Annotated in this window: 18 protein-coding genes, 1 other RNA gene and 1 pseudogene; 2 read left to right on the top strand and 18 right to left on the bottom strand. The window is 68.2% G+C overall.

Annotated features, from left to right (window positions below; all coding sequences use genetic code 11):
* Positions 1-122 precede the first annotated feature (122 nt).
* From EFAMC1_RS09200 to EFAMC1_RS09140, 13 genes and pseudogenes are all read right to left on the bottom strand, one after another.
* Positions 123-599, bottom strand: coding sequence for a hypothetical protein (locus EFAMC1_RS09200; protein WP_154053981.1), 477 nt, complete (start codon positions 597-599; stop codon positions 123-125).
* 75 nt (positions 600-674) lie between these two features.
* Positions 675-3,104 (bottom strand): tRNA (adenosine(37)-N6)-threonylcarbamoyltransferase complex transferase subunit TsaD, encoded by a 2,430-nt coding sequence (tsaD, locus tag EFAMC1_RS09195; protein WP_154053980.1) that lies wholly within the window; start codon positions 3,102-3,104, stop codon positions 675-677.
* A 38-nt stretch (positions 3,105-3,142) separates the two neighbouring features.
* Complete coding sequence (locus EFAMC1_RS09190; protein ID WP_154053979.1) at positions 3,143-4,285, bottom strand: ATP-binding protein; 1,143 nt, start codon at positions 4,283-4,285, stop codon at positions 3,143-3,145.
* Between the two features lie 161 nt (positions 4,286-4,446).
* Entirely contained in the window at positions 4,447-4,956 is a 510-nt protein-coding gene (gene tsaE / locus EFAMC1_RS09185; RefSeq protein ID WP_154053978.1) for a tRNA (adenosine(37)-N6)-threonylcarbamoyltransferase complex ATPase subunit type 1 TsaE, read from the bottom strand.
* Positions 4,957-5,135: 179 nt separating this feature from the next.
* Positions 5,136-5,741, bottom strand: a pseudogene (locus EFAMC1_RS09180) (uracil-DNA glycosylase); the annotation flags it as partial.
* Positions 5,742-5,859: 118 nt separating this feature from the next.
* On the bottom strand, positions 5,860-7,020 hold the full coding sequence (gene alr, locus EFAMC1_RS09175; protein ID WP_154053976.1) for an alanine racemase: 1,161 nt from the start codon (positions 7,018-7,020) through the stop codon (positions 5,860-5,862).
* A gap of 131 nt (positions 7,021-7,151) precedes the next feature.
* The gene (locus EFAMC1_RS09170) at positions 7,152-8,792 is read right to left on the bottom strand and encodes an NAD(P)H-hydrate epimerase (protein ID WP_154053975.1); all 1,641 of its coding nucleotides are present in this window, start codon (positions 8,790-8,792) and stop codon (positions 7,152-7,154) included.
* Between the two features lie 7 nt (positions 8,793-8,799).
* Positions 8,800-9,291, bottom strand: coding sequence for a holo-ACP synthase (acpS, locus tag EFAMC1_RS09165; RefSeq protein ID WP_154053974.1), 492 nt, complete (start codon positions 9,289-9,291; stop codon positions 8,800-8,802).
* A 3-nt stretch (positions 9,292-9,294) separates the two neighbouring features.
* Positions 9,295-11,139, bottom strand: coding sequence for a glutamine--fructose-6-phosphate transaminase (isomerizing) (gene glmS, locus EFAMC1_RS09160; RefSeq protein ID WP_154053973.1), 1,845 nt, complete (start codon positions 11,137-11,139; stop codon positions 9,295-9,297).
* Between the two features lie 265 nt (positions 11,140-11,404).
* The gene (locus EFAMC1_RS09155) at positions 11,405-12,751 is read right to left on the bottom strand and encodes a uracil-xanthine permease family protein (protein WP_261981851.1); all 1,347 of its coding nucleotides are present in this window, start codon (positions 12,749-12,751) and stop codon (positions 11,405-11,407) included.
* Positions 12,752-13,154: 403 nt separating this feature from the next.
* The gene (rpsI, locus tag EFAMC1_RS09150; protein ID WP_154053971.1) at positions 13,155-13,550 is read right to left on the bottom strand and encodes a 30S ribosomal protein S9; all 396 of its coding nucleotides are present in this window, start codon (positions 13,548-13,550) and stop codon (positions 13,155-13,157) included.
* Between the two features lie 2 nt (positions 13,551-13,552).
* Positions 13,553-13,990: a 50S ribosomal protein L13 gene (gene rplM, locus EFAMC1_RS09145; RefSeq protein WP_154053970.1), complete on the bottom strand. Its 438-nt coding sequence runs from the start codon at positions 13,988-13,990 to the stop codon at positions 13,553-13,555.
* Between the two features lie 188 nt (positions 13,991-14,178).
* Positions 14,179-15,126: a patatin family protein gene (locus tag EFAMC1_RS09140; RefSeq protein ID WP_261981850.1), complete on the bottom strand. Its 948-nt coding sequence runs from the start codon at positions 15,124-15,126 to the stop codon at positions 14,179-14,181.
* 268 nt (positions 15,127-15,394) lie between these two features.
* Between EFAMC1_RS09140 and EFAMC1_RS09135 the strand changes: the two genes are divergently transcribed.
* Both EFAMC1_RS09135 and EFAMC1_RS09130 read left to right on the top strand, forming a co-directional pair.
* Entirely contained in the window at positions 15,395-15,958 is a 564-nt protein-coding gene (locus EFAMC1_RS09135) for an RNA polymerase sigma factor (protein ID WP_154053969.1), read from the top strand.
* A 46-nt stretch (positions 15,959-16,004) separates the two neighbouring features.
* Complete coding sequence (locus EFAMC1_RS09130; RefSeq protein ID WP_154053968.1) at positions 16,005-17,249, top strand: hypothetical protein; 1,245 nt, start codon at positions 16,005-16,007, stop codon at positions 17,247-17,249.
* A gap of 86 nt (positions 17,250-17,335) precedes the next feature.
* Here EFAMC1_RS09130 and ssrA read toward each other — a convergent pair.
* From ssrA to fabZ, 5 genes are all read right to left on the bottom strand, one after another.
* Positions 17,336-17,702: a transfer-messenger RNA gene (gene ssrA, locus EFAMC1_RS09125) on the bottom strand.
* A 314-nt stretch (positions 17,703-18,016) separates the two neighbouring features.
* Positions 18,017-18,250, bottom strand: a complete 234-nt coding sequence (locus tag EFAMC1_RS09120) for an acyl carrier protein (protein ID WP_154053967.1) — start codon at positions 18,248-18,250, stop codon at positions 18,017-18,019.
* Positions 18,251-18,332: 82 nt separating this feature from the next.
* Positions 18,333-20,048 (bottom strand): acetyl-CoA carboxylase carboxyl transferase subunit alpha, encoded by a 1,716-nt coding sequence (gene accA / locus EFAMC1_RS09115; RefSeq protein ID WP_154053966.1) that lies wholly within the window; start codon positions 20,046-20,048, stop codon positions 18,333-18,335.
* 53 nt (positions 20,049-20,101) lie between these two features.
* The gene (locus EFAMC1_RS09110) at positions 20,102-21,439 is read right to left on the bottom strand and encodes an acetyl/propionyl/methylcrotonyl-CoA carboxylase subunit alpha (RefSeq protein ID WP_154053965.1); all 1,338 of its coding nucleotides are present in this window, start codon (positions 21,437-21,439) and stop codon (positions 20,102-20,104) included.
* 5 nt (positions 21,440-21,444) lie between these two features.
* Positions 21,445-21,888 carry a 3-hydroxyacyl-ACP dehydratase FabZ gene (gene fabZ / locus EFAMC1_RS09105; RefSeq protein WP_154053964.1) on the bottom strand — a complete coding sequence of 148 codons (444 nt, stop codon included), beginning with the start codon at positions 21,886-21,888 and terminating at the stop codon, positions 21,445-21,447.
* Positions 21,889-21,961: the final 73 nt, after the last annotated feature.

Below are 21,961 nucleotides of genomic sequence, written 5' to 3'. Positions count from 1 at the left end.
AACCCCCCCTTGCCTGTGGTCATTGGCACAAGTCTACAGACTTGGGCGGACGGCGATGCCTGGGGAGCAAGCCCGACCAACGCGCGCGGCCGCACGCCGGAGGGCTCGCGCCAACAGGTCCCCTACGCAGCCAGGTTGACGGCCAGCGCCAGGGTCGAGACGAAGACGACGACCGACCAGAGGAAGAGGCTCTGGCGCTCGGTCTCCTTGCCAAATGCCTTGCGGCCCACCTGGCCCGTGCCCACGTAGTAGAAGTGCATGAGCGCCGCGACGACGCCAAGCACCAGCCATGCGCCACACACCGCCATCATGAAGGCCCAGAGCTCCCGGCTGCCCATGACCGTGCGCGCGGCGTTGGGCGTCACCCATGCCGCGAGCAGGCCCAGCGCAGCCACCACGGCCGTGTCCACGAGCAGAAGCGGACGGGACGGCCCGACGACCGACCAGATACGTCCGCCAAGCGGCACCTCGGACCCGGCGGCCTCGCTACCGGCGGCGTCCCCGCGCGCCTCGCTTCGCTTGGCCTCGCGCACCGCTTCCGCGCGCTCGCGAGCCCGCGCCCGCCCCCGCTCCCTGCGCGTCTTGGAGCCCTTGCCCATCTCGCTCGTCTCCCCTCAGAAGGAGGCCGGACCGCAAGGGGACCGGCCCCAGACAACAGCCCGCCCCGGACAACCCTACAGGCTCATGTTGGGATCGGCGTCCATGTGCAGGTCAGACAGCTCGCCGCGGTCGAACCTGCGCTTTGCCACGAGGGCGATCATGGCCGCGTTGTCGGTGCAGGCCGAGAGGGGCGGCACCGTCACCCGCACGCCCATGTGCCCGAACCTACGCTTATACGCCTCGCGGAGCTGCGGGTTCGCCGCCACGCCGCCGCCCACGCAAAAGTCCTTGGCACCCGTCTGCCTGACGGCGTCCACGGCCTTGGCCACCTGCACGTCGATGACGGCCGCCTCGAAGCTCGCCGCGAGGTCGGGCAGGTTGATGGGCCTGCCGGCCTTGTTCTCGTTGTTGATGTAGGTGATGACGCTTGTCTTGAGGCCCGACAGCGAGAAGCTGTAGTCGCCCGAGTGCATCATCGCGCGCGGAAAGTGGATGGCCTTCTTGTTGCCCTTCGCCGCCAGCCTGCTGATGACGGGGCCGCCGGGATAGCCCAGCCCCAGCGCCTTGGCCACCTTGTCGAACGCCTCGCCCACCGCGTCGTCGATGGTCTGCCCCAGCACCTCGTAGTCGCCCCAGTCGCGCACGTGCACGAGCATGGTGTGCCCGCCCGAGACGAGGCTCGCCACGAAGGGAGGCCTGAGGTCCGGCGTCTCGAAGAGATTGGCAAAGAGGTGCCCCTCGAGGTGGTCGACGCCAATGAGCGGCAGGCCAGAGCCGGCGGCAAGGCCCTTGGCAAACGCGATGCCCACCACGAGTGCGCCCACGAGACCCGGGCCCTGCGTCACGCCCACGGCCGCGAGGTCGGCCGGGACCAACGTGTCTACGCCAAAGTGCGCGCCCGCCTGCGCCATGGCCTCCTCGTAGACGCCCACGACGGCCTCGGCGTGCTTGCGGCTCGCGATCTCGGGCACCACGCCACCAAAGCGCGCGTGGAAGTCGATCTGCGTGGCAACGACGTTGGCCACGATCTGGCCGGCGCCGTCGATGATGGCCATGGCTGTCTCGTCGCAGCTGCTCTCGATGGCCAGGATGAGCGGACCGGCACCGGCGATGGTGGCGGCCTCCTCGTCCGAGCGCGGCGCGGCCACGATGGGCCACGGGCGCACGGAGGCGTGCGGGTCGGGCGTGTCGTGGCGGCTTGGCGTCACGAGCGGCAGCTGCGCCTCCATGATGAGGGCATCGTGGCCCTTGCCGTAGTAGTTGGGGCGACGGCCGACCTCCCCGTAGCCAAGCTGCGCATAGAGCCGCTGGGCTGCGGCGTTGTCGGCGTCCACCTCGAGCGACGACGTGGCGGCTCCCAGCATCTGCGCGTCGTAGGTGACGCGCGCGAGCAGCCTGCCCGCGACGCCCTCGCGCCGGCGGCCCTCGGCCACGGCCACGTTGGAGACCTGCGCGTCGCCGCCCGCCATGACGGCACCGGCATAGCCCACGATCTGGCCCTCGTCGTGAGCGACCCACCAGATGTGACCCGGCTCGGCAAGGTCGTCCGAGAAGAGCTGCGCGCTCCAGGGTGTGTGGTTGCTCGGGGCAAACACCTCGCCCTCGAGCGCCGTCACGGCCGCCACGTCGTTCACGTTCATCGGGCGCAGCTGCAGGTGGCGGTCGGCCAGGGCATCGTCGCAGCCGGTGGTCGCCACCGTCGCGGGCTCCTTGAGGCCCAGGCGCCTGGCCTCGTTCTCCTCCGCGTCGGAGAGGCGCGTGTAGACGGGCAGCACGAGCGCGGGGTCACCCGACTGGGCGGATGCCGTCGCGTCCCCGGAGCCGACATGTGCGGCGACCAGCTCGGCGGCAAGGGCGCGCAGCAGCCCCTCCCCCGTCGGGTGCCAGGCGTCCTCGTCGGCAAAGCGCGACAAACCAGCCGCCTCGAACTGCACCCGATACTTCTTGAGCCCGTCTCCGGCAAGCATGATCTGGTCGTGGTCGGCACGCTCAGCCCACGCGGAGACGGCCGCGGGCACCCTGGACACCGACTCGACGTCGAAGAGCCGATCGGGGCCAGCCTCGCCCAGCTGGTAGAGGGCCGGGTAGACCTCGCGGCGCATGGCATCCCCCACCACGCCCACGAGCCCGCGCACGCCGGAGCGCCACACGCCCCAGGCAACGGCGTCGAGCGTGGAGGCCCCAAAGAGCGGACGCTCCAGCCCGCACGCCAGGCCCTTTGCCGTGGCGATGCCGATGCGCACGCCCGTGAACGAGCCGGGGCCGCGTCCCACGAGCACCGCGTCGACGTCGTCCATGGAGCGGCCCGCCCGCGCAAGGGTGTCCTGGCACGTGCTCACGAGCTCGACGTTTGCCTGGCGGCGGCACTGGTGGTCGCCCGTAGCCAGCACGCGCACGTCCGCGCCCGCCTGGCCCGGCACCAGCTCTGCCACCGCGCACGCCAGCATGTCAGTGGAGGTATCAATCGCAAGCACAAGCTGCGATGTGGTGGAATCGATGTTCATGGAAGCCCTTCCCAAGGCTTATACGTAATGCAGACAGTTTACGACGCGTGCGTGCGGTTGCGCAGGTAGTCCCCAAGATGCGGCACCGCCAGGCGGACCCTCCCGTAGCCGGCCGGCTCGATGACCCGCTCCTTGATGAGGCTCGCCCGATACTTGCTCACCCAGCTGGCGCTGCGTCTCACCCGCTTCTCGACGTCTGACGTGCGGGCAGGCTCCGGATAGTCTCGCACCATGGCGTCGACGAAGAGGCGCTGGGCCGTCGTGAGGCCATCGATGAGAGGGGCACACACGGCGTCGCCAAACGCCCACGTCGCGTCCTCGACCCCCCGCCTCACGTCCTCGACCTCGATGAGACGAGACCCACGCAGCTCCGCCGAACGCCACATGTAGTAGCCGACGAGCTGAATCATGTACGGATAGCCGTCAGACAGTCGTGCTGCCTCGAGAGCCACGTCGTCAGTAATGGACTTTCCCGAATCGGCAACAGTCTCCATGTAGGCAAGGCGCACGTCAGGAATCGAGACGTCGGCAAGGTTTCTCTGGACGCTTCTCCTGAGAAAGGTGAGCACACGCTCGTGAAGAAGCTCGTCCATAAGCGAGGGCAATGCGGCAAAGACGAAGGCGACCCCGTGCTTCTCGGCGTCCGAGACATTGCGCATGTCCTCGTCACGAATGACGTGCTGAAGCGCCGTCGCAAGGGCGACCATGTCCTCCATCGAGGCAGCCTGGGCCTCGTCGATGGTAAAGGCGATGCCCTTGCCGGCCGGAAGCTTCTTAAGGCGGGCCTCAATGGCGTCTCGGAGGGTAAGCGCCCCCTGCTCTGCCGCGGAGAAGCTCGCGCCGCCGAGACTCGCCGTCACCCCGGGAACGCCGATCGTGGGGGTGAGGCTCAGGCCGCGTAGACGAACCCCCTTGTCTGCCAGCGCCTCGATGAGACGTCCGCACAGCCCCTCCGAGGCCGTCTCGGAGATGACGCCCCACCCGCGGGATTCGGCAACGCGCCCCAGCTCGGTGAGCATGACCGTCTTGCCATAGCCTCGCTGTCCCGTGATGAGCATCAGCCTGCCGGGGGCGCCCGCGCCGTTGTCGATACCCTCGGCAAAGTCATCGATAATTCCCTGGCGTCCAATCAGCACGGGCGGCATCTTGCCGGCAGTCGGCTTGAAGGGGTTGGTAGCCATCGCAAAGTCCTCCCGTCGTTGGTGAACTTATACCAAGTTATACCAACTTGCACCAACTTATACCGACTTGCACCAACTTGTACTAATTTGTACTAACTTATACCGAGTTGTACCGATCGTTACCCCTTGACAACGCCGGGCAGGTGGGGGGTGCCGCCGGCCTACGCTGGGCCCTGGCCCCGCAGCACGTCGGCCACGGCGGCCACGAGGGCATCGCCGCGGGCCTCGTGCGAGACGAGCTCGATGTGGCGCAACGGCTCGCCGCCGGCCTCCACCTCGCCCTCCGCGCGCGTGACGAGCACGTCGACGCGCTCGTCGCCCAGCTCGTCGGCAAACTGCTCGCCCCATTCGATGACGCAGACGCCGTCCGTGCCCAGCACGTCCCAGAGCCCGGCGTCGCCCAGCTCGTCGGCGTCGTGCAGGCGGTAGAGGTCGAAGTGGTAGAGCGGCATGCGGCCGCCCTCGTGGATGGCCTCGAGCGCAAACGTGGGGCTCGTGACCTCGTCGTCAATACCCAAACCGCGCGCGATGCCCTTCGTGAGCTGCGTCTTTCCCGCACCGAGGTCGCCCGTGAGCACGAGGACGTCCCCCGGCTCCAGTGCCCCCGCCATGAGACGACCCAGCTCCTGGGTCTCGGTGGCGGAGCGAGAGTCAAGCTCGAGCCTGCTCATCGCGCGCCCCCGTCCGCGCCAAGCCCCGAGCCGTGCCGCGAGTCGGGCACGCCCGCGCCGGCCGGTGCCTTGCGCCCGGCAACTTCCCTGGCGTCCACCATGCGCAGCCCCTCGTTGGGGTCGCCGTCGTGGTCGATGCCCACCTCGCGAGCCACGCGCCGCGCCGCCTCGGCCGGATCCTCCTTGGGCGGGTTGGCCCTGAGCCACTGGCCCACGCGGCGCAGGTCCTCCTCCAGAAGGGGCTGCCAGTCGGAGTGGTAGATGCACGCCGCCGGGTGGAACGTGGGGCACACCACGAAGTGTCCCTGCTGGTAGAGCTGGCCGCGCAGGTTCGTGACGCCGCGGTCGGTCTTGAGGACCCACTGCGAGGCGAAATTACCCAGGCACACGATGACGTCGGGCCAGATGGAGCGAATCTGCTCGCGCAGGAACGGCGAGCAGGCCTCGATCTCGGCCGGCTTGGGGTTGCGGTTTCCGGGCGGGCGGCACTTCACCACGTTGGCGATGTAGATCTCCTGGCGTGTGAGTCCCGCCACCGACAGCAGCGAGTCGAGCTTGTGGCCCGCCGCCCCCACGAACGGCTCGCCCTTGATGTCCTCGTTTCGCCCCGGCCCCTCGCCCACGAACATCACGCGCGCATGCGGGTTGCCCACGCCAAACACGATGTTGGTACGCGTCTGGCCCAGCTCGCAGCGCTGGCAGTTGCCCAGGACGTTCTGAATCTCCTCGAGCATGACCTCGCGGGGCTGCTGGTGCTCGTGGCCGGGAATGTGCATGACGGACATGGGACGACCTCCAATGCGAGGAACGGGAAGGGTGGGCACCAGGTCAATAAGTCGCAGGTCAGGGGACCGACCGAGTCATCTCCGCCAGCCCCGCGCCCACAAGCCAGGCAGTCAGAGCCTAGACGTAGACCTTCTCGAGGCGCATGCCGAAGTTGCACGTGACCTCGTAGTTGATGGTGCCCCTGAGCTTGGCCATCTCCTCGGCGGTGATGCGCTCGTTGCCGTCGGCGCCCAGGATGGTCACCACGTCGCCGAAGTGAACCTCGTCCATGGGGCGCACCGCGCGACGCGTGTTGACGTCCACGGCGAACATGCACTGGTCCATGCAGATGTGGCCCACCTGCGGGCAGCGCGTGCCATGCACCAGCACGTCCATCTTGTCCGAGAGCGTACGGGACAGGCCGTCGGCATAACCCACGGGAATCGTGGCGATCTGCGTGTTCTGCCGCGCCACCGTGTAGGTGAGACCGTAGCTCACGCCCGCGCCCGTCTCGGGATAGATGACGCGCGTCACCTTGGCGCGCACGCCCATGACCGGGTCGAGCGAGATGTGCGGGCGGGTGCTCTCGGCCGGCTGCATGCCGTAGAGGCCCACGCCCACGCGGCACATGTCGAGGTGCGTGTCGGGATAGAGGATCGTGGCCGGCGTGTTGTCGCAGTGCACGAGCCCGCAGTCGATGCCCGCGCCCCGCATGGCCGAGACGGCCTCGGTGAAGCGCTTGAACTGCAGGGCAAAGGTCCAGTCGCCGGGCACGTCGGCCGTGGCGAAGTGCGTGAACGTGCCCGCGCAGGAGAGGCCGCGGTGGAAGTCGATGCCGCGGCGGAACTCCACCGCGTCCTTCCAGTTGACGCCGATGCGCGTCATGCCGGTCTCGAGCGAGAGGTGGTACTTGCCCACCTTGCCGAGGGCCGCCGCGCACTCGCCGTAGGCCAGGGCGAACCCTTGGGTGTAGACCGAGGGCATGAGGTCGTGCTCGACGAGGGTCCGCACGCACTCCATGGGCGGCTCGGAGAGGATGAGGATGGGCCACGTGATGCCCGCCTCGCGAAGCTCCAGGCCCTCCTTCACCGTGGCCACGGCAAACTGGTCGGCACCGGCGGCGCGCATAACCTTGACGCACTGCACCGCCCCGTGGCCGTAGGCATCGGCCTTGACGACGGCCATCATGCGCACGCCCGGCTCGAGCAGGTCCTTGAAGGCGCGCGTGTTGCGGCGCAGCGCCCCCTTGTCAATCTCCACCCACGCCCAGCGCGTGTCTGGACACCTGTCTTGACCCATGCGATACGCCCCCGTCGTCGCAGGCCCCGGGGCCGCGACGTTCTCTGTTCCCAATCTTTCGTGCTGCTCGCCCGCGGGGCGCCGGCCCGACGCGTCCGCGCCGTGAGCCGAGCGCCCCACGGGCGAGACGTCTACGCCTTGTCCGAGCCCTTGTCCTGGGCGGAGTCCGCGTCGTCGGCGTCGCTGTAGGCGGCCCGGTCCTCCACCGCGTCGACCGCGAGGCCAACGGTGTCGATTATATCGGCTGCCATGACGCCCCTCGAGCCAAAGCGCTCCTGCGCGATGGACGCGGCGCACCCGTGCACCTCGCAGGCGAGCGAGGCCAGCATGGGCAGCGCGTCCGTGTCGGAGCCGCGGGCGAGCAGGCCCGCCATGATGCCCGCCAGGACGTCGCCCGAGCCGGCCGTGGCGAGGCTCGCCGGGCCAGGCTTGGGCAGAAGCGCGACCTCGACGCCCACGCAGGCCGTGGCCGTGCCCTTGGCGACCACCACGAGCTCGCTGCCGCCGTCGGACCAGACGATGCGGCGCGCGGCCTCGAGGGCCGAGGTGAGCGAGTCGGGCGGGTTGTCCTTGAGGCCCACGAGCCTGCCGAGCTCGCGGCGGTGCGGCGTGAGGACGAGCGGGGCCTTGCGGCGCAGGAGCTCGGGGAACTCGTCGATGCGGCTGCTCGTGAGGCGAGCCAGGCTGTTGAGGCCGTCGGCGTCGACGACGAGCGGGGCTGGGCTCGCGAGCAGCGTGGAGACCACGCCCACGGTGCCGCCCGTGACGCACATGCCGGGGCCCACGAGCACGGCCGAGCGGCGGGCGGCGAGGTCTGCCACCTGGGCACGGGCCGCGCTGGAGAAGGTGCCGTCGGCGTCGGCCGGCAGGCCCACCACCGGGATCTCGAGCAGGTGCGCGCGGGCCAGGTTGGCCACCGGCTCGGGCACGGCAAGGGTCACGTAGCCGGCGCCGGCGCGCGCCGCGGCCTTGGCCGCCATGATGGCCGCACCCGGGAAGCGCGTGGAGCCGCCCACCACGAGCACGCTGCCGCGCGTGTACTTGTCCACCACGCAGGTGGGCGGGTTGAGCACGTCGAGGTAGTCCTCGGGCTCGCAGCGCCAGGCAACCGGGTCGGCGTCGAAGACGAGCTTCCGGGTCTGCTCGGCCAGCGGCGCCACCACGATCGAACCGCAGACGTCGCGGCCGTCGTCGGAGAGGAGGCCCGGCTTGAGCGCCAGCATCGTGATCGTGACGTCAGCCACCACCACGGCGCCGGGCGCGTGGCCCGTCTGCGCGGAGAGGCCGCTCGGCACGTCCACCGCCACCACGCGCGCGCCCGAGGCGTTGAGGGCGTCGATCCAGATGGAGAACGGCGCCACCGGCGCGTCGTGGAAGCCCGTGCCCAGCATGGCGTCGACCACCGTGTCGCAATCGGCCAGCAGCTCGTCCAGCTCGTCGCGGGCGGGCCCCACCACGCAGTCGACGCCCGCCTCGGCCGCGCCCTTGGCGACGATGCGCGCCAGGTCGCTGTGCAGGTCGTCGGGGTCGCAGGGGGAGACCACCTTGACCGAGACGCCCTTGGCCTTGAGCTCCTCGGCCGCGACCCAGCCGTCGCCGCCGTTGTTGCCCAGGCCCGCCAGCACGACAACGTGCGAGACGTCGCCCAGGCGCAGCACCTCCTGCGCCGCCGCGCCGCCGGCGCGGCGCATGAGCTCGGAGACGCTCACGCCCACGTCGGCGAGACGCTGCTCGACCGCCCTGATGTCCTCAACGTTCAAAACAGGCTGCATGGCCCACTCACTTCCTATCCCGCACGCGCTCGAGTTCGTCGATGACCGAGCGCGCCTCCTTGAACGACTCCGCAAGCTCGCGACGCGGGTCGCGGGCCTGCCTGGGCTTGGGCGCCGTCTCCGCCGTGGTCGCCACGGCGTTGGCCACCGCCATCTCCCGCGTGAACGAGAGCGAGATGGCCACGGCCAGAACCCCCTGCTCGCGGGCCACCTCGGCGGCGCGGCCCGACAGCAGGGCGCGGGGCCTTCCCGAGGCGTCCGAGCCCACCGTTACGTCACTGTAGCGCACCCCCGGAGCAAAGCCACAGCCAAGCGCCTTGAGCACCGCCTCGCGCGCGGCGAACCTGCAGGCGTAGTGGGCGGCCGGTCGCGCCGTGGCATCGCAGAACGCGCGCTCCTCCTCCGAGAAGACGCGCTCCCTGAACCGAGGGGTCCGCCTCAGGATACGCTCCATGCGAGCAATCTCCACCATGTCCACGCCAACGCCAGCCAGAGCCATGCGCTACTCCACCGTCACGGACTTCGCAAGGTTGCGCGGCTTGTCCACGTCGCAGCCGCGAGCCAGCGCGACATAGCGCGCCAGCACCTGCAGGTGCAGAATCGCCACCATGGGCACGATGTTCTCCGGGCAGTCCGGAATCCACATGACGCGCTCCACGAGCGAGGCCACGTCCTCGTCGCCGTCGGTGGCAACCGCCACGCACGTGGCCCCGCGGGCGATGACCTCCTGGATGTTCGAGACGGTCTTGTCGCGCACCGAGTCGCGCGGCACGATGGCCACCACGGGAAAGCCCGGCTCGAGCAGAGCAATGGGACCGTGCTTCATCTCGCCGGCGGCATAGGCCTCGGCATGGAGGTAGCTGACCTCCTTGAGCTTGAGCGCGCCCTCCGAGGCCGTCGCCGAGTTGACGCCGCGCCCGATGAAGAGCGCCGAGGGGGCGTGCACGAACTCGCGGGCGGCCGCCTTGGCCTGCCAGCTGCGGTCGAGCACGACGCGCATGAGGTCGGGCACGCGGGCGAGCTCGCGGAAGCGCCGGGCCACCTCGCCCGTGGCCATGTGGCCGTTCTTCTGGGCAAGCAGCAGGGCAAGAATCGTGGCCGCCACCATCTGCGCCGTGTAGGCCTTGGTGGAGCAGACGGAGACCTCGGGGCCGGCCTGGATGTAGAGGACGCCGTCGCTCTCGCGCGCGGCCGTGGAGCCCAAGACGTTGGTGATGGCGAAGACCTTGGCGCCCGCGGCGTGCATCTTGCGCGCGGCGGCCAGGGTGTCGGCCGTCTCGCCGGACTGCGTGATGATGACGCAGAGCGTGTGGTCGGTCACGAGGACATCCTCGTAGATGAACTCGCTCGCGGCCTCGGCGACCACCGGAATACGCGCCCAACCCTCGATGAAACGGCGGGCGAGGAGCCCCACGTGCAGGCTCGTACCGCAGGCGACGACGTAGATGCGGTCGATGGCCGCGATCTCGTCGTCAGTGAGGTCGAGCTCGTCGAGGTTGATGCGCCCGTCGGAGAGGCGCCCCCTGAGCAGGCGCTCGATTGCCGCCGGCTGCTCGGCGATCTCCTTGGCCATGAAGTCGTCGTAGCCGCCGAGCGTGGCCGCACTGGCATCCCAGTCGATGTCGAGCGTGTCGGGCTTGGCGACCTCGCTGCCAGACGCGTCGTAGACGGTGACGGCGCCGCTCGGGTCCATGCGCGCCAGCTGGCCGTCGTCGAGCTGGATGACATGCGAGGTGATGCCGGCAAGCGCCGTTATATCGCTTGCCGCATAGGCTCCGCCATCGGTCGCGGCAAGCACCAGAGGCGAGCCCTTGCGCGCACAGGCGACCGTGCCGGGATCGTCGGCGCTGATGGCCGCGACCGCCCAAGACCCCTCGAGGCGACGCGTCGCCTGGCGCAGGGCCTCCACCACGTCCCCAGCGGCGGGGCCGCGCAGGGCCTCCTCCACGAGGTGAGCGATGACCTCGGAGTCCGTCTCGCTCCTGAACTCGTGCCCACGGGCCTGGAGCTCCTCGCGAAGCGAACGGTAGTTCTCGATGATGCCGTTGTGGACGATGGCCACACGGCCATCGCAGCTCGTGTGCGGGTGGGCGTTTCTGTCGGTGGGGGCACCGTGGGTGGCCCAGCGCGTGTGGGCGATGCCGCAGGTGGAGCGCAGGTCCCGGGTCTGGCACTTCTCGACCAGCGCCGAGACGCGGCCAGCGCACTTCACGCCGGCGAGGCTCCCGTCCTGGGCCAGCACCTCAACGCCCGCGGAGTCGTAGCCGCGGTACTCGAGCGTCTTGAGCCCGTCGAGGAGAAAGGGGATGGCTTGGGACGAGCCGGTGTAGGCAACGATTCCGCACATGGCAGACTCCCGTCTTGGTCGGCGGCGACGCGGCCGCACGTTCGACCCCAATACGCCGCAACTCCCGCCGAGCTTGTATCGGGAGCTTCAACAGCAGGTTATGGCATTGTACCAGCCCCATGTGTGCGAGCGGGGAGGTACGCGGCGCCAGTCCGAGGCACCACGCATCCTCCCCCGTTCGGGCACGGCTCAGCCGGCCCCGTCACGTACGTCGCCGGACGGCTGCGCCACGACGGGCGCCAACCCCGGTCGCGCGCACCGGGTGCTATCCCTCCTCGGAGTCCTCCGACTTGTCCTCCGGCACGATGATGTTGAGCACGAACACCACGATGAACGACACCACGAGCGGGCTGCCGAAGATGTTGCGGGCCAGCTGCGGCATGAACTGCAGGATCTCGGGCACGGCGCCGATGCCCACACCCAGGGCGAGCGCGATGCCCACGATCATGCGGTTGCGGTAGTTGAGCGGCTCCTCGGTGAGCAGCTGGATGCCCGAGAGGGTGATGGCCGCGAACACCGTGACGGTGGCGCCTCCCAAGACCGGCTGTGGGATGGTTGCCATGAGCGCGCTGAACTTGGGGCAGACGCCCGCCACCAGCATCACGGCCGCCACGATTAAGAAGACGCGCTTGGCCACGACCTTGGTGGTGCAGATGAGGCCCACGTTCTGGCTATAGGGGTCGGTGGGCAGGCCGCCCAGGCACGCGCCGATCATGCCGCAGATGCTCTGACCCTTGATGGCGCCACCCAGCTCCTGGTCGGTGGCCTCGCGCCCAAAGCCGCCCATGGCCGTGGACGACACGTCGCCGATGGTCTGCACCGCCTGCACCACGTACATGAGCACCATGAGGATGATGGCGTCCGGATGGAACTCGAGGCCAAAGTGGAACGGAACGGGAACGGAGAACCACGCGGCGGCGCTCACGTCGTCAAACGCCACGATGCCGCCCATGAACAGGGCGATGGCATAGCCCACGATGATGCCCACGATCATGCCGGACACCTTGATGTAGCCCTTGCCGAACAGGCTGCACGCGAGGGTCACCACGAGGGTCACGAGCGCAAGCACCCAGAACTCGGGCGAGCCGAACGTGCCCAGCGCCTTGGCGCCCGCGCCGCCGCCCATGTAGTTGATGGCCGTCTCATAGAGCGAGAGACCGATGGAGAGCACCACGGTACCGCTCACGATGGGTGGGAAAAACCGCCGGATCTTCTCCATGAACATGCCGATGAAGATAGAGGCAAAGCCGGCGACGAGCTGCGAGCCAAAGATTGCCGAGATGCCATACTGCGTGCCGATCATGGTGAGGATGGGCATGTAGGCAAAGGCCACGCCCATGACGGCGGGAAGCCCCATGCCAAAGCCAAACACCGGGAAGAGCTGCAGCAGCGTGGTGATGCCGCCGATGATCATGGCCGCCTGGATGAGCATCGTCTCGTCCGAGGCGGGAAGCCCCAGCGAGGCCGCGATGAGCATGGGCGGCGTGATGTTGCCCACGAGCATGGCCAGGACGTGCTGCATCGCCTGGGGGAACGCCATCCCCAGCGACGGCTTGCCGTCAATCTTGTAGAGCTCTCCCTCTCCGCCCGCCGACGCAATTCCCCTGCTCACGCGCATCACCCTCTCGACTATCCTGAGCCCTGAGGCTCCCCATAGAGACGCACGGCACGACGGGGCATCGCCCAGACGCACCGAAACCGTTGGTTGGCCAACGCGGGACGTTGCTGCGCGCTCGTCCGGCAAGGCGTTGTCGTGCCCATTCTTACAGAGAGTTAGGGCTACTTACTCCTGGTAAGGGTGCGGGATGCCAGAAGGTAGGTAATGGACGGCAAACGGGGCACGGACCGGAGCGGCCGGGCAAGGTTCCGCAGACGGACGGCCGAAAAGGCCGCAGGCGTATGGCTTCTGCAGCATGGGGGCCCTGCTGCAGAGGAGCCTGCGAAAAAAGGAACCCGCCAGCCAGAGCTGACGGGTTCCAGTAGGTGCAGGGGCAGAGTCGTCTGCGACCGAAGGCCTAGCGCTTCGAGAACTGCGGACGCTTGCGGGCCTTCTTGAGGCCGTACTTCTTGCGCTCGACCGCGCGGGAATCGCGGGTGAGGTAGCCGGCCTTCTTGAGCTCGGCGCGGTACTCGCCGGCCTCGAGGAGGGCACGGGCGATCCCGAGGCGCAGGGCGCCGGACTGACCCGTGATGCCGCCGCCGTCGCAGAGGGCGATGACGTCGAAGTGGCCGACGGTGTCCGTCACCTTGAAGGGGGCGCAGGCGTCGTCGACGAGCTGCTGACGGCCAAAGTAGTTGAGGGCGTCGCGGCCGTTGACGGTCACCTTGCCAGTGCCGGGAACGAGACGGACGCGGGCGACGGCCTCCTTGCGGCGACCGGTGCCGGTGTAGACAGCGGTGTTGTCAGCCATCGTTAGGCCCTCCAATCAACCTGAACGGGGTTCTGGGCGGTGTGCGGGTGCTCGGGGCCAGCGTAGACCTTGAGCTTGGTGAACTGCTTACGGCCGAGGGAATTCTTGGGAAGCATGCCCTTCACGGCGTGCTCGATGACACGCTCGGGGTGCTTCTCCATGGCCTCCTTGAAGCTCTCGAAGTGCATGCCGCCCAGCCATCCGCTGTAGCGCCAGTAGGTCTTCTTGTCAGCCTTGTTGCCGGTAAGCTGGACCTTATCGGCATTGATGATGACAACGAAGTCACCCGTGTCGGTGTGAGGCGTGTACTGCGGCTTGTTCTTGCCGCGAAGGATCATAGCGGCCTTCGTGGCGAGACGGCCGAGCGTGGCGCCATCAGCATCGATGAGGACCCAATTGCGGGTGACCTCGCCGGGCTTGGCGTACTGAGTCGACTTCATTTGACTCCTCCGTGTGCTTGCGTGTTGCGGTGTTCTTTTAAAGAGGTTACGGGGCTCTGCAAAAGAAGCTTTCCTATTGTATGTCGCGGCTTGCGAAGTGCAAGCTAAATCCTGTCAAATCCGTGATTTTTGAAGGAAATGTGCAAGACGGCGCAAAAGGGCGAGAGCCGACCATGTGCTCGCCCAATCTACGCGCCCAGCGCGCGCACGGCCTCCAGGGCTGCCACCGCCTGGCGCCGGCCGTCCAGGTAGAGGCGGAGGAGCCCCTCGCCGTCGGCGCCGGAGGTGCTGCCCACGCGCACGGGCTCGCTTGGCGCGATGACCACGGCCTTGCCCTCGCGCTCGAGCCCCCAGATGTGCTCGCGCTGCTCGTTGTAGCGCTCGGCGCGGGTGCGCAGCGCCTCCAGGTAGTACGGGAAGTCCGAGTAGCGGCGGTCGGCCAGGGGCTGCAGCTCGTAGGGCCCGCGCTTCACGTAGCCGCGGTCCTGCGTGAGCACCACGAGCGCCTTGTCGGCGCCCTCGGCAAGCGCGCGCTCCACGGGCACGGAGTCGGCCGTGCCGCCGTCGAGCAGGCGGCTCTCCCCCACCTCCACGATACGGGAGAGCACCGGCAGGGACGCCGAGGCCCGCACCTTGTCGATGTCCTCCGGCAGGCTTCTCACCTCGAGGTAGTCGGCCGTGCCAAAGACCACGTCGGTGGCCACCACCATGTAGCGCGAGCGGCGCCTGGCGAAGGTCGCGTAGTCGAACGGGTCGATCTCGTCCTGCAGCTGGTGGTACATGAAGTCGGCCCCAGCGATGTTGCCCGTCGTGGCCAGAGACCACAGGCTCATGAAGCGGCGGTCGTCGCGAAAGGCGAGGCTCTCGCGCATGTAGCGGCCGATCTGGCGCGACAGGTAGCTCGCCGCGTTGATGGCGCCGGCCGAGACGCCCCACACCGTGTCGAAGCCGTAGACGCCCCGCTCCTGCAGCACGTCGAGCACGCCGGCCGTGAACATGCCGCGCATGCCGCCGCCCTCCAGCACGAGGTCGACGCCGGTGCGCGGCGCGCCCATCACATTGAGCTGGGCATCGTCCCTTTTGGCCGCAGCACCCCGCGCCGCAGACGCAACCTTGTTGATGATGTCGAGAGACATGAGACCTCCCAAGGTCAGCAGCGGGCGCCACGCGCCCAGCATCAAAGTCGATGGCTCAGTTATACCCCGCAGGTTGACATAACGAGCACCCGGTGGCTTCGCGCATCGTTCCGATAAACCGCCGGCAACCAGAGTCGCCTCGGAGCGGTCCCTCACCGCGAACACGTGCGCCATCACTCATTCGTCTTTTTTTGAGACACCCGCCCACCGACCGCGTGTTATTGGCTAGCAGGCCTGAATCTACAGTGAAGAAAGAGAGGAGGCAGGTATGAGCAACTCCCCGTTCGGACGCACCCGCAAAACCGTGCTCCGCAGCGACTCGTTTCTCAGGCACGCAATGAAAGCGCATGGGGCCAGCGTCCTGAGGCTCGCGATTGCCCAAACAGGTTCGCGAGCGGACGCCGAAGACATCTATCAGGACGTCTTCGTAAGCCTCGCCTGCGACGCAACGAGCTTCTCCGGCGATGACCACCTGCGGGCCTGGCTTCTGCGAGTAACGCTCAACCGCTGCCATGACCTAGCCCGCTCATGGTGGCGACGCAGAACCACGAGCATGGACGCCCTCGAGCTGAACCCGGAAGACCGCGACCGACCACCATCCATCATCGGGGACGAGGTGGCAATCAAGGCCCTCTGGGATGCCGTCCGGCAACTTCCGCCAAAACTCAGGGCACCAGTGCATCTGTTTTATTGCGAGGAACTCTCCTGCGAGGAGATAGCCCACGTGCTCGGTATCAAACCATCCAGCGTCCGGAGTCGCTTACAGCGAGCGCGAGCAAGGCTTAAGGACATCTTGGGAGGTGAAGAGTACGGAGAATTCGAATGGGCGTAGAAAGCCCGCCGCTGGCTTTAGCGACCACCACAATTAAGGAGGACTCGTGAACGAGTATAAAACGCTCATGGAACCCGTGCGTCCGAGCGACGATCTCAACGCCCGAACCCTTGATCGCATTCGTGGGCTCCGTGCCGGAGAGAATGAGCAGGCGTACCGGCCAAAGCCGCTCTCCAGGCTTACCCGCGCGGGAGCCGCCGTCGCCATTGTTGCCGGCCTCGCCCTAGCCACACCGGCCCTCATCCCAAGCGGTATCAGCACCCCCGGCTCAGAGCAGGCCGCCGGGGCCTCCCATGCGTTCGGCCTCGCCATTGCCAACGCAGCAGAGCCCGGCAACAGCGTCGCCGTTCAGTCAACGGGGTCGGGAATCATGCCCGCCCGCGACACAATCGGCTGGCACCAAGCCCTCGAGCTGAACCTCTCTCTGGCTGGGCGCGGGGTCTCCTCCGTGGAATTTCGCGTGCTTGGCTCCGGCACCAATCCAACGAACACAGGCGCAAGCGGAGAACCCGGCACCGCACAATGGAACACGGTATCTATTGGAAGCTGGATTTGGGCCTCAAACGGCACCGACGCGCCCGCCTTTTACCCCGCGAGATCAGACCCGAACGACCTGGGGTCATTGACGTCAACCCCCGAGGAAGTAGCAAATAACGTTGTCACAATAAGCTACGACAGCCAAGGGGCGGACGGCATCTACCACACGACTGACGGCGTCTACAACTTACTGAGCGTGGCGGCCGACGAAGCCGAGTTCTACCGCAGCGATGAGACCCTTCGCTCGCTCTATCGCCTAACAAAGGCCTCCATTGGCGACGTCCTCGACGAAGACCTCAATCTCGTTGGCACGCGAGCAGGAAACCCGAAAGAAAACCCGGAGTCCTGGGCGAACGTAGACGAGGAGCTGCCCGAGCTTAGGGACGCGTACGAGACGGCTTTCGATGAGGTCACTTCGACGCGCGAGAGCACCCTCGCGTGGGCGAAGAAAAACTATGTCTCCGGTATCGCGCTGGCTGCCAAACAAGTTGCCGCAACGACGCTAGAAGCAACGGCCACCTATGAAGACGGATCGACCGAAACCCGCCTCTATCGCATTCAGCTCGCAGACAACTATGAACAGGTTCTTTCCAGTCGCTTTGACGCGCTCTGCGCAATAAAAGACCCAACCGATGAGATTGTCAAAGACAGGCTCCCCTGGGCCACTTGGGACAAAGAGGCCGTAGAGAAGGCGTCCGAGACCGACGCGCGCCTGACAGCGCCCATTTACACGATAGCGGACATCACCGAGTAGCCAAGCGCCCTGCACAGAGTTCACCCCTCCGCTACGCACAAGAAAGCGGGCCGCGGCTGCTACGGCCACGGCCCGCTCATCGCTCTTGGTGGAGGCGCGGAGAATCGAACTCCGGTCCAAAGCACTCCCCTGGCAGGTGTCTCCAAGCTCAGTCGCCGTTTGAGTCTCGGGCGCTTCGCACACGGTGACCCGCGCTCGACGCCCCAGCTGGTTCAGGCTTACTGCGCGGCATACCAACCACGTCCGCGCCAGCAGCTCCCTAACGTGACGTCGCCGCGGGAACAGGAGCGATTCCCGCATTGACGGCTGCTAAATTAGATTAAGCAGCGAGGGCAAGGTTGCCCTGATAAGAGTTGTCGTCAATTCAATTTGACGGTACCCCTGTTTTACGTGGCGAGGAGACCACGGCTTGCTGCCCACCTCAGGAACACCCTGTCGAAACCAGTCGCCCCCAAAAGGTGCTTGAGAGTATACCCAAACCGCCAACGCCCATGCGCCACAGCCCCGCCAAACCACCATGCGAGTTATCAAGATACGGCGGCACGTAGCCGCTGGGTGCGGCGCCTCGGCCACGGGGTGCGGCGTCCCGACCGCAGGCGCGCCCGACACGCAGACGCGGACCCACAGTATACCCACTTGCCGGCTATCTTTCGCCGAGTGTACCGTTTTGACCAGTTAGCACGGCAAAAACAGGCGGATAACTGGTGCAAACGGTACACTCGGCGTACTCGAGTGAAGCGAGCGGCGCCGGACGCGAGCGAACGATGCTAGTCGAGCAGGGCCTCGACCATGTCGACGAAGTCGCCCACGGTCTCGGGGGCGGCGTCGGCGTCGACCTCGATGCCGAACTCGTCCTCGCAGGCCATGACGGCCTCGACCACGGAGAGGCTGTCGAGCCCCAGGTCGGAGAGCTTGGTGTCGTTGGTGATCTCGACGTCCTCGAGGCCATCCTGCTCCTGGAGGATCTTGACGATGCGATCGAACGTGGACTCCTCGGCCATGACGGCCCCCTTCTCCTCTGACGCGGGTCTTCCGCGCCGCCCGGCTCGCGCGCGGGCAACCCTATGTCGCGGACACTATACCCTACCCGATGAGCGCCTGCGCCCCCATACCGCGGAAGCGCTCGTATCGCCGGCGGACGAGCTCGTCGGGCTCCAGCCTGGCCAGCTCGTCGAGGTGGGCCTCGACGCTCACGAGCAGCGCGTGGGCCAGCTCGTCGGCTGTGAGGCCCTCGTCGTCCACCACGTCGTCGACGATGCCGAGGCGCATGAGGTCCGAGGCCGTGAGGCCCAGGGCGTCGGCCGCCTCGGGGGCGCGCTTGGCCGTCTTCCAGAGGATGGACGCGCAGCCCTCCGGGCTCACCACCGAGTACACAGCGCTGCCCAGCATGAGCACGCGGTCGGCCACGGCCAGCGCGAGCGCGCCGCCCGAGCCGCCCTCGCCCACCACCGCCGAGACCACCGGCACGGAAAGGCCGCTCATCTCCACGAGGTTGGTCGCGATGGCCTCGCCCTGGCCGCGCTCCTCGGCGCCGATGCCGCAGAACGCGCCGGCCGTGTCCACGAGGCACACGACGGGCAGGCCAAAGCGCTCGGCCAGGCGCATGAGGCGCAGCGCCTTGCGGTAGCCCTCCGGGTGCGCCGAGCCAAAGTTGCGCTCGACGCGCTCCTTGGTGGTGCGGCCGCGCTCGGTGGCGCACACCATCACCACGCGCCGGCCCACCCAGGCGAGGCCGGCCACCACGGCGGCGTCGTCGCCAAAGAGGCGGTCGCCGTGCAGCTCGACGAAGCCGTCGAAGGCGCGCTCGATGAGCTCGAGCGGCGTGGGCCTCGAGGTGGAGCGGGCCTGCGTGACGCGGGCATAGGCGTCGACCTCGTCCTTGCCACGGCGGCGCGGACGCAGCTTGGGCGCGGGCTCGGGCTTGAGCTCGTCGAGGCTGCCCTCCTCCGGCGCCTCGCCGGCGAGCAGGGCCAGAAGCTCGCCCAGGACGTCGGGGGTGGAGCGGCGCGGCACGATGCGGTCCACGAAGCCGTGCTCGAGCTGGAACTCGGAGCGCTGGAAGCCCGCCGGCAGGCGCTTGTGCGTGGTCTGCTCGATGACGCGTGGGCCGGCAAAGGCCACGAGCGCGCCGGGCTCGGCCAGGATGACGTCGCCCTCCATGGCGAAGCTCGCCGTGACGCCGCCCGTCGTGGGGTCGGTGAGCACGCAGACGTAGGGCAGGTGCGCCTCGGCCAGGCGACGGCGGGCCGCCGAGACCTTGGCCATCTGCATGAGTGAGGTGGTTCCCTCCTGCATGCGGGCACCGCCGGAGACGGTGAAGCCCACCACGGGAAGGCCCAGCTCGATGGCCCGCTCGAACGTGCGGCAGATCTTCTCGCCCACGACCGAGCCCATCGAGCCCATCATGAAGTCGCCGTTCATGACGAAGATGGTGCACGCGCGCCCGCGGATGGTGGCCCGCCCGCACACCACGGCGTCGGCCTCGCTGGTCTTGGCGCGCGCTGCGTCGAGCTTCTCGGCATAGCCCGGGAACTTGAGGAAGTCGCGGACCTCGAGGTCCTTGTACCACTCCTCGAACGAGCCGGCGTCCACCGTGAGGCGCAGGCGGTGCCGGGCGTTCACACGCAGGTGATGGCCGCAGCGCGGGCACACGTCGTAGTTCGCGGAGAGCTGCTCCTGGTCGATGACGCGCCGGCATCCCGGGCACTTCACCAAAAGCGTGCGCGGTGGCAGCTCCACGGCCACCTCGGTGACGGGCCCCTCGAGCTCGTTCTCGCGCTTGTCTCGCCTAGCGCACATGGTGACTCCCCTCGCACGCGGCAGGTACGCCCCAGGCGTGCCCGCCACCCTCGCTACTCATAGAGGTGCTCCATCAGGTTCGTGTGGTACATGCCGGCAGCGAACTCGCGGTTTGCCAGGATGTCGAACTGCAGGTCCACGTTGGTGGACACGCCCTCGATCACGAGCTCCCCCAGCGCGGCGCGCATCTTGCGGATGGCCTCCTCACGCGTGGGCGAGCTCACGATGAGCTTGCCGAGCATCGAGTCGTAGTAGGGCGGCACCTTGGCGCCCTGGTAGAGGGCCGAGTCGAAGCGCACCCACGGGCCGCCCGGCGCGTGCAGGCCCGTGACCGTGCCGCACGAGGGCAGAAAGTCGGGGGTCTCGGCGTTGATGCGACACTCGATGGCGCGCTTCACCGGCGGCACCTCGTCGCCCTTCTGCGGCAGCGGCTGGCCGGCCGCCACGCGCAGCTGCCACTTCACGAGGTCGAGGCCCGTGACCATCTCAGTGACGGGGTGCTCCACCTGCAGGCGCGTGTTCATCTCCATGAAGTAGAACGCGCCGTCGTCGGTGTAGAGGAACTCGATGGTGCCCACGCCCACGTAGCCCACCTCGCGAGCGAGGTCGCGCGCGGCCTTGTGGATGGCGGCGCGGATGTCGTCATGGCCGTCGAGGCAAGGCGCGGGGCTCTCCTCGAGCAGCTTCTGGTTGCGGCGCTGCACGGAGCACTCGCGCTCGCCAAGCGACAGCACGCGGCCGGCCGCGTCGGCGAGGATCTGCACCTCCACGTGGTGGGCGGGGTGCACGAACTTCTCCATGTAGCACTCGCCGTCGCCAAAGGCGCTCTCGGCCTCGGCGCGGGCCTCCTCGAAGGCCGCCGCCGCGTCCTCGGGGCGCTCGACCTTGCGGATGCCGCGCCCGCCGCCGCCCGAGCGGGCCTTGATGAGCACGGGGCAGCCGATGCGCTCGGCCTCGGCGGTGGCGTCCCCGGGGCTGGCGATGAGGTCGCAGCCGGGCACGACGGGCACGCCGGCAGCGCGAGCTGTGCGGCGGGCGGCGTCCTTGTCACCCATGCGCGAGATGACCTCGGGCGTGGGGCCCACGAAGACGAGCCCGCAGTCGCGGCACTCGCGGGCGAAACCGGCGTTCTCGGAGAGGAAGCCGTAGCCGGGGTGGATGGCCTTGGCGCCCGTCTCGAGCGCCACGGTGATGATGGCATCCTCGTTGAGGTAGCTCTCCTGGGCGCGTGGGCCGCCGATGCAGTACGACTCGTCGGCGAGGTTCACGTGCAGCGCCCCGGCGTCGGCCGTGGAGTGGACGGCCACGGTGCGCACGCCCATCTCCTTGCAGGCGCGGATGACGCGAACAGCGATCTCGCCGCGGTTTGCGATGAGGATCTTCTCGAACACGGGGCCTATGCCTCCTTGCCCGCTGGCATGAGGGCGAACGACATCTCCGCCTTGCAGCACACCTTGCCGTCTACGCTGGCCGTGCCCTCCGCGAAGCGGAACGGGCCGCGGGCGCGCGTGAGGCGGCAGACGAGCTCTACCGTGTCGCCGGGCACCACGGGATGCTTGAAGCGCACCTTGTCGAGGCTCGTGTAGTAGGGCGTGGCGCCCTTGGCCGCCGGGTCGTCGGCAAGCAGGACGCAGCAGTTCTGCGCGAGCATCTCGCACTGGATCACGCCGGGCACCACGGGGTTTCCGGGAAAGTGGCCCTGGACGAAGAACTCGTCGCCGGTGATGGTGATGCGGCCGTGGGCCTCGGGGCCGTCGGGGCCCTCGACGACCTCCGCCTCGTCGAGGAGAAGCATGGGCGGGCGGTGCGGCAGCAGGCCCTCAAGCTCGGTCTTGTTCATGGGCGACCTCCAAGTTGCCCCGGGTGCTCCGGGCGTCCTGCCCGGTCGGCCGCGGGCGCGGCGCTCCCGCTGC

It is taken from the genome of Olsenella uli, from assembly GCF_901212675.1.
Lineage (GTDB): Bacteria > Actinomycetota > Coriobacteriia > Coriobacteriales > Atopobiaceae > Parolsenella > Parolsenella uli_B.
The sequence above is the reverse complement of the archived record's forward strand: the minus strand, read 5'-3'. Positions and strand labels throughout refer to the sequence as shown.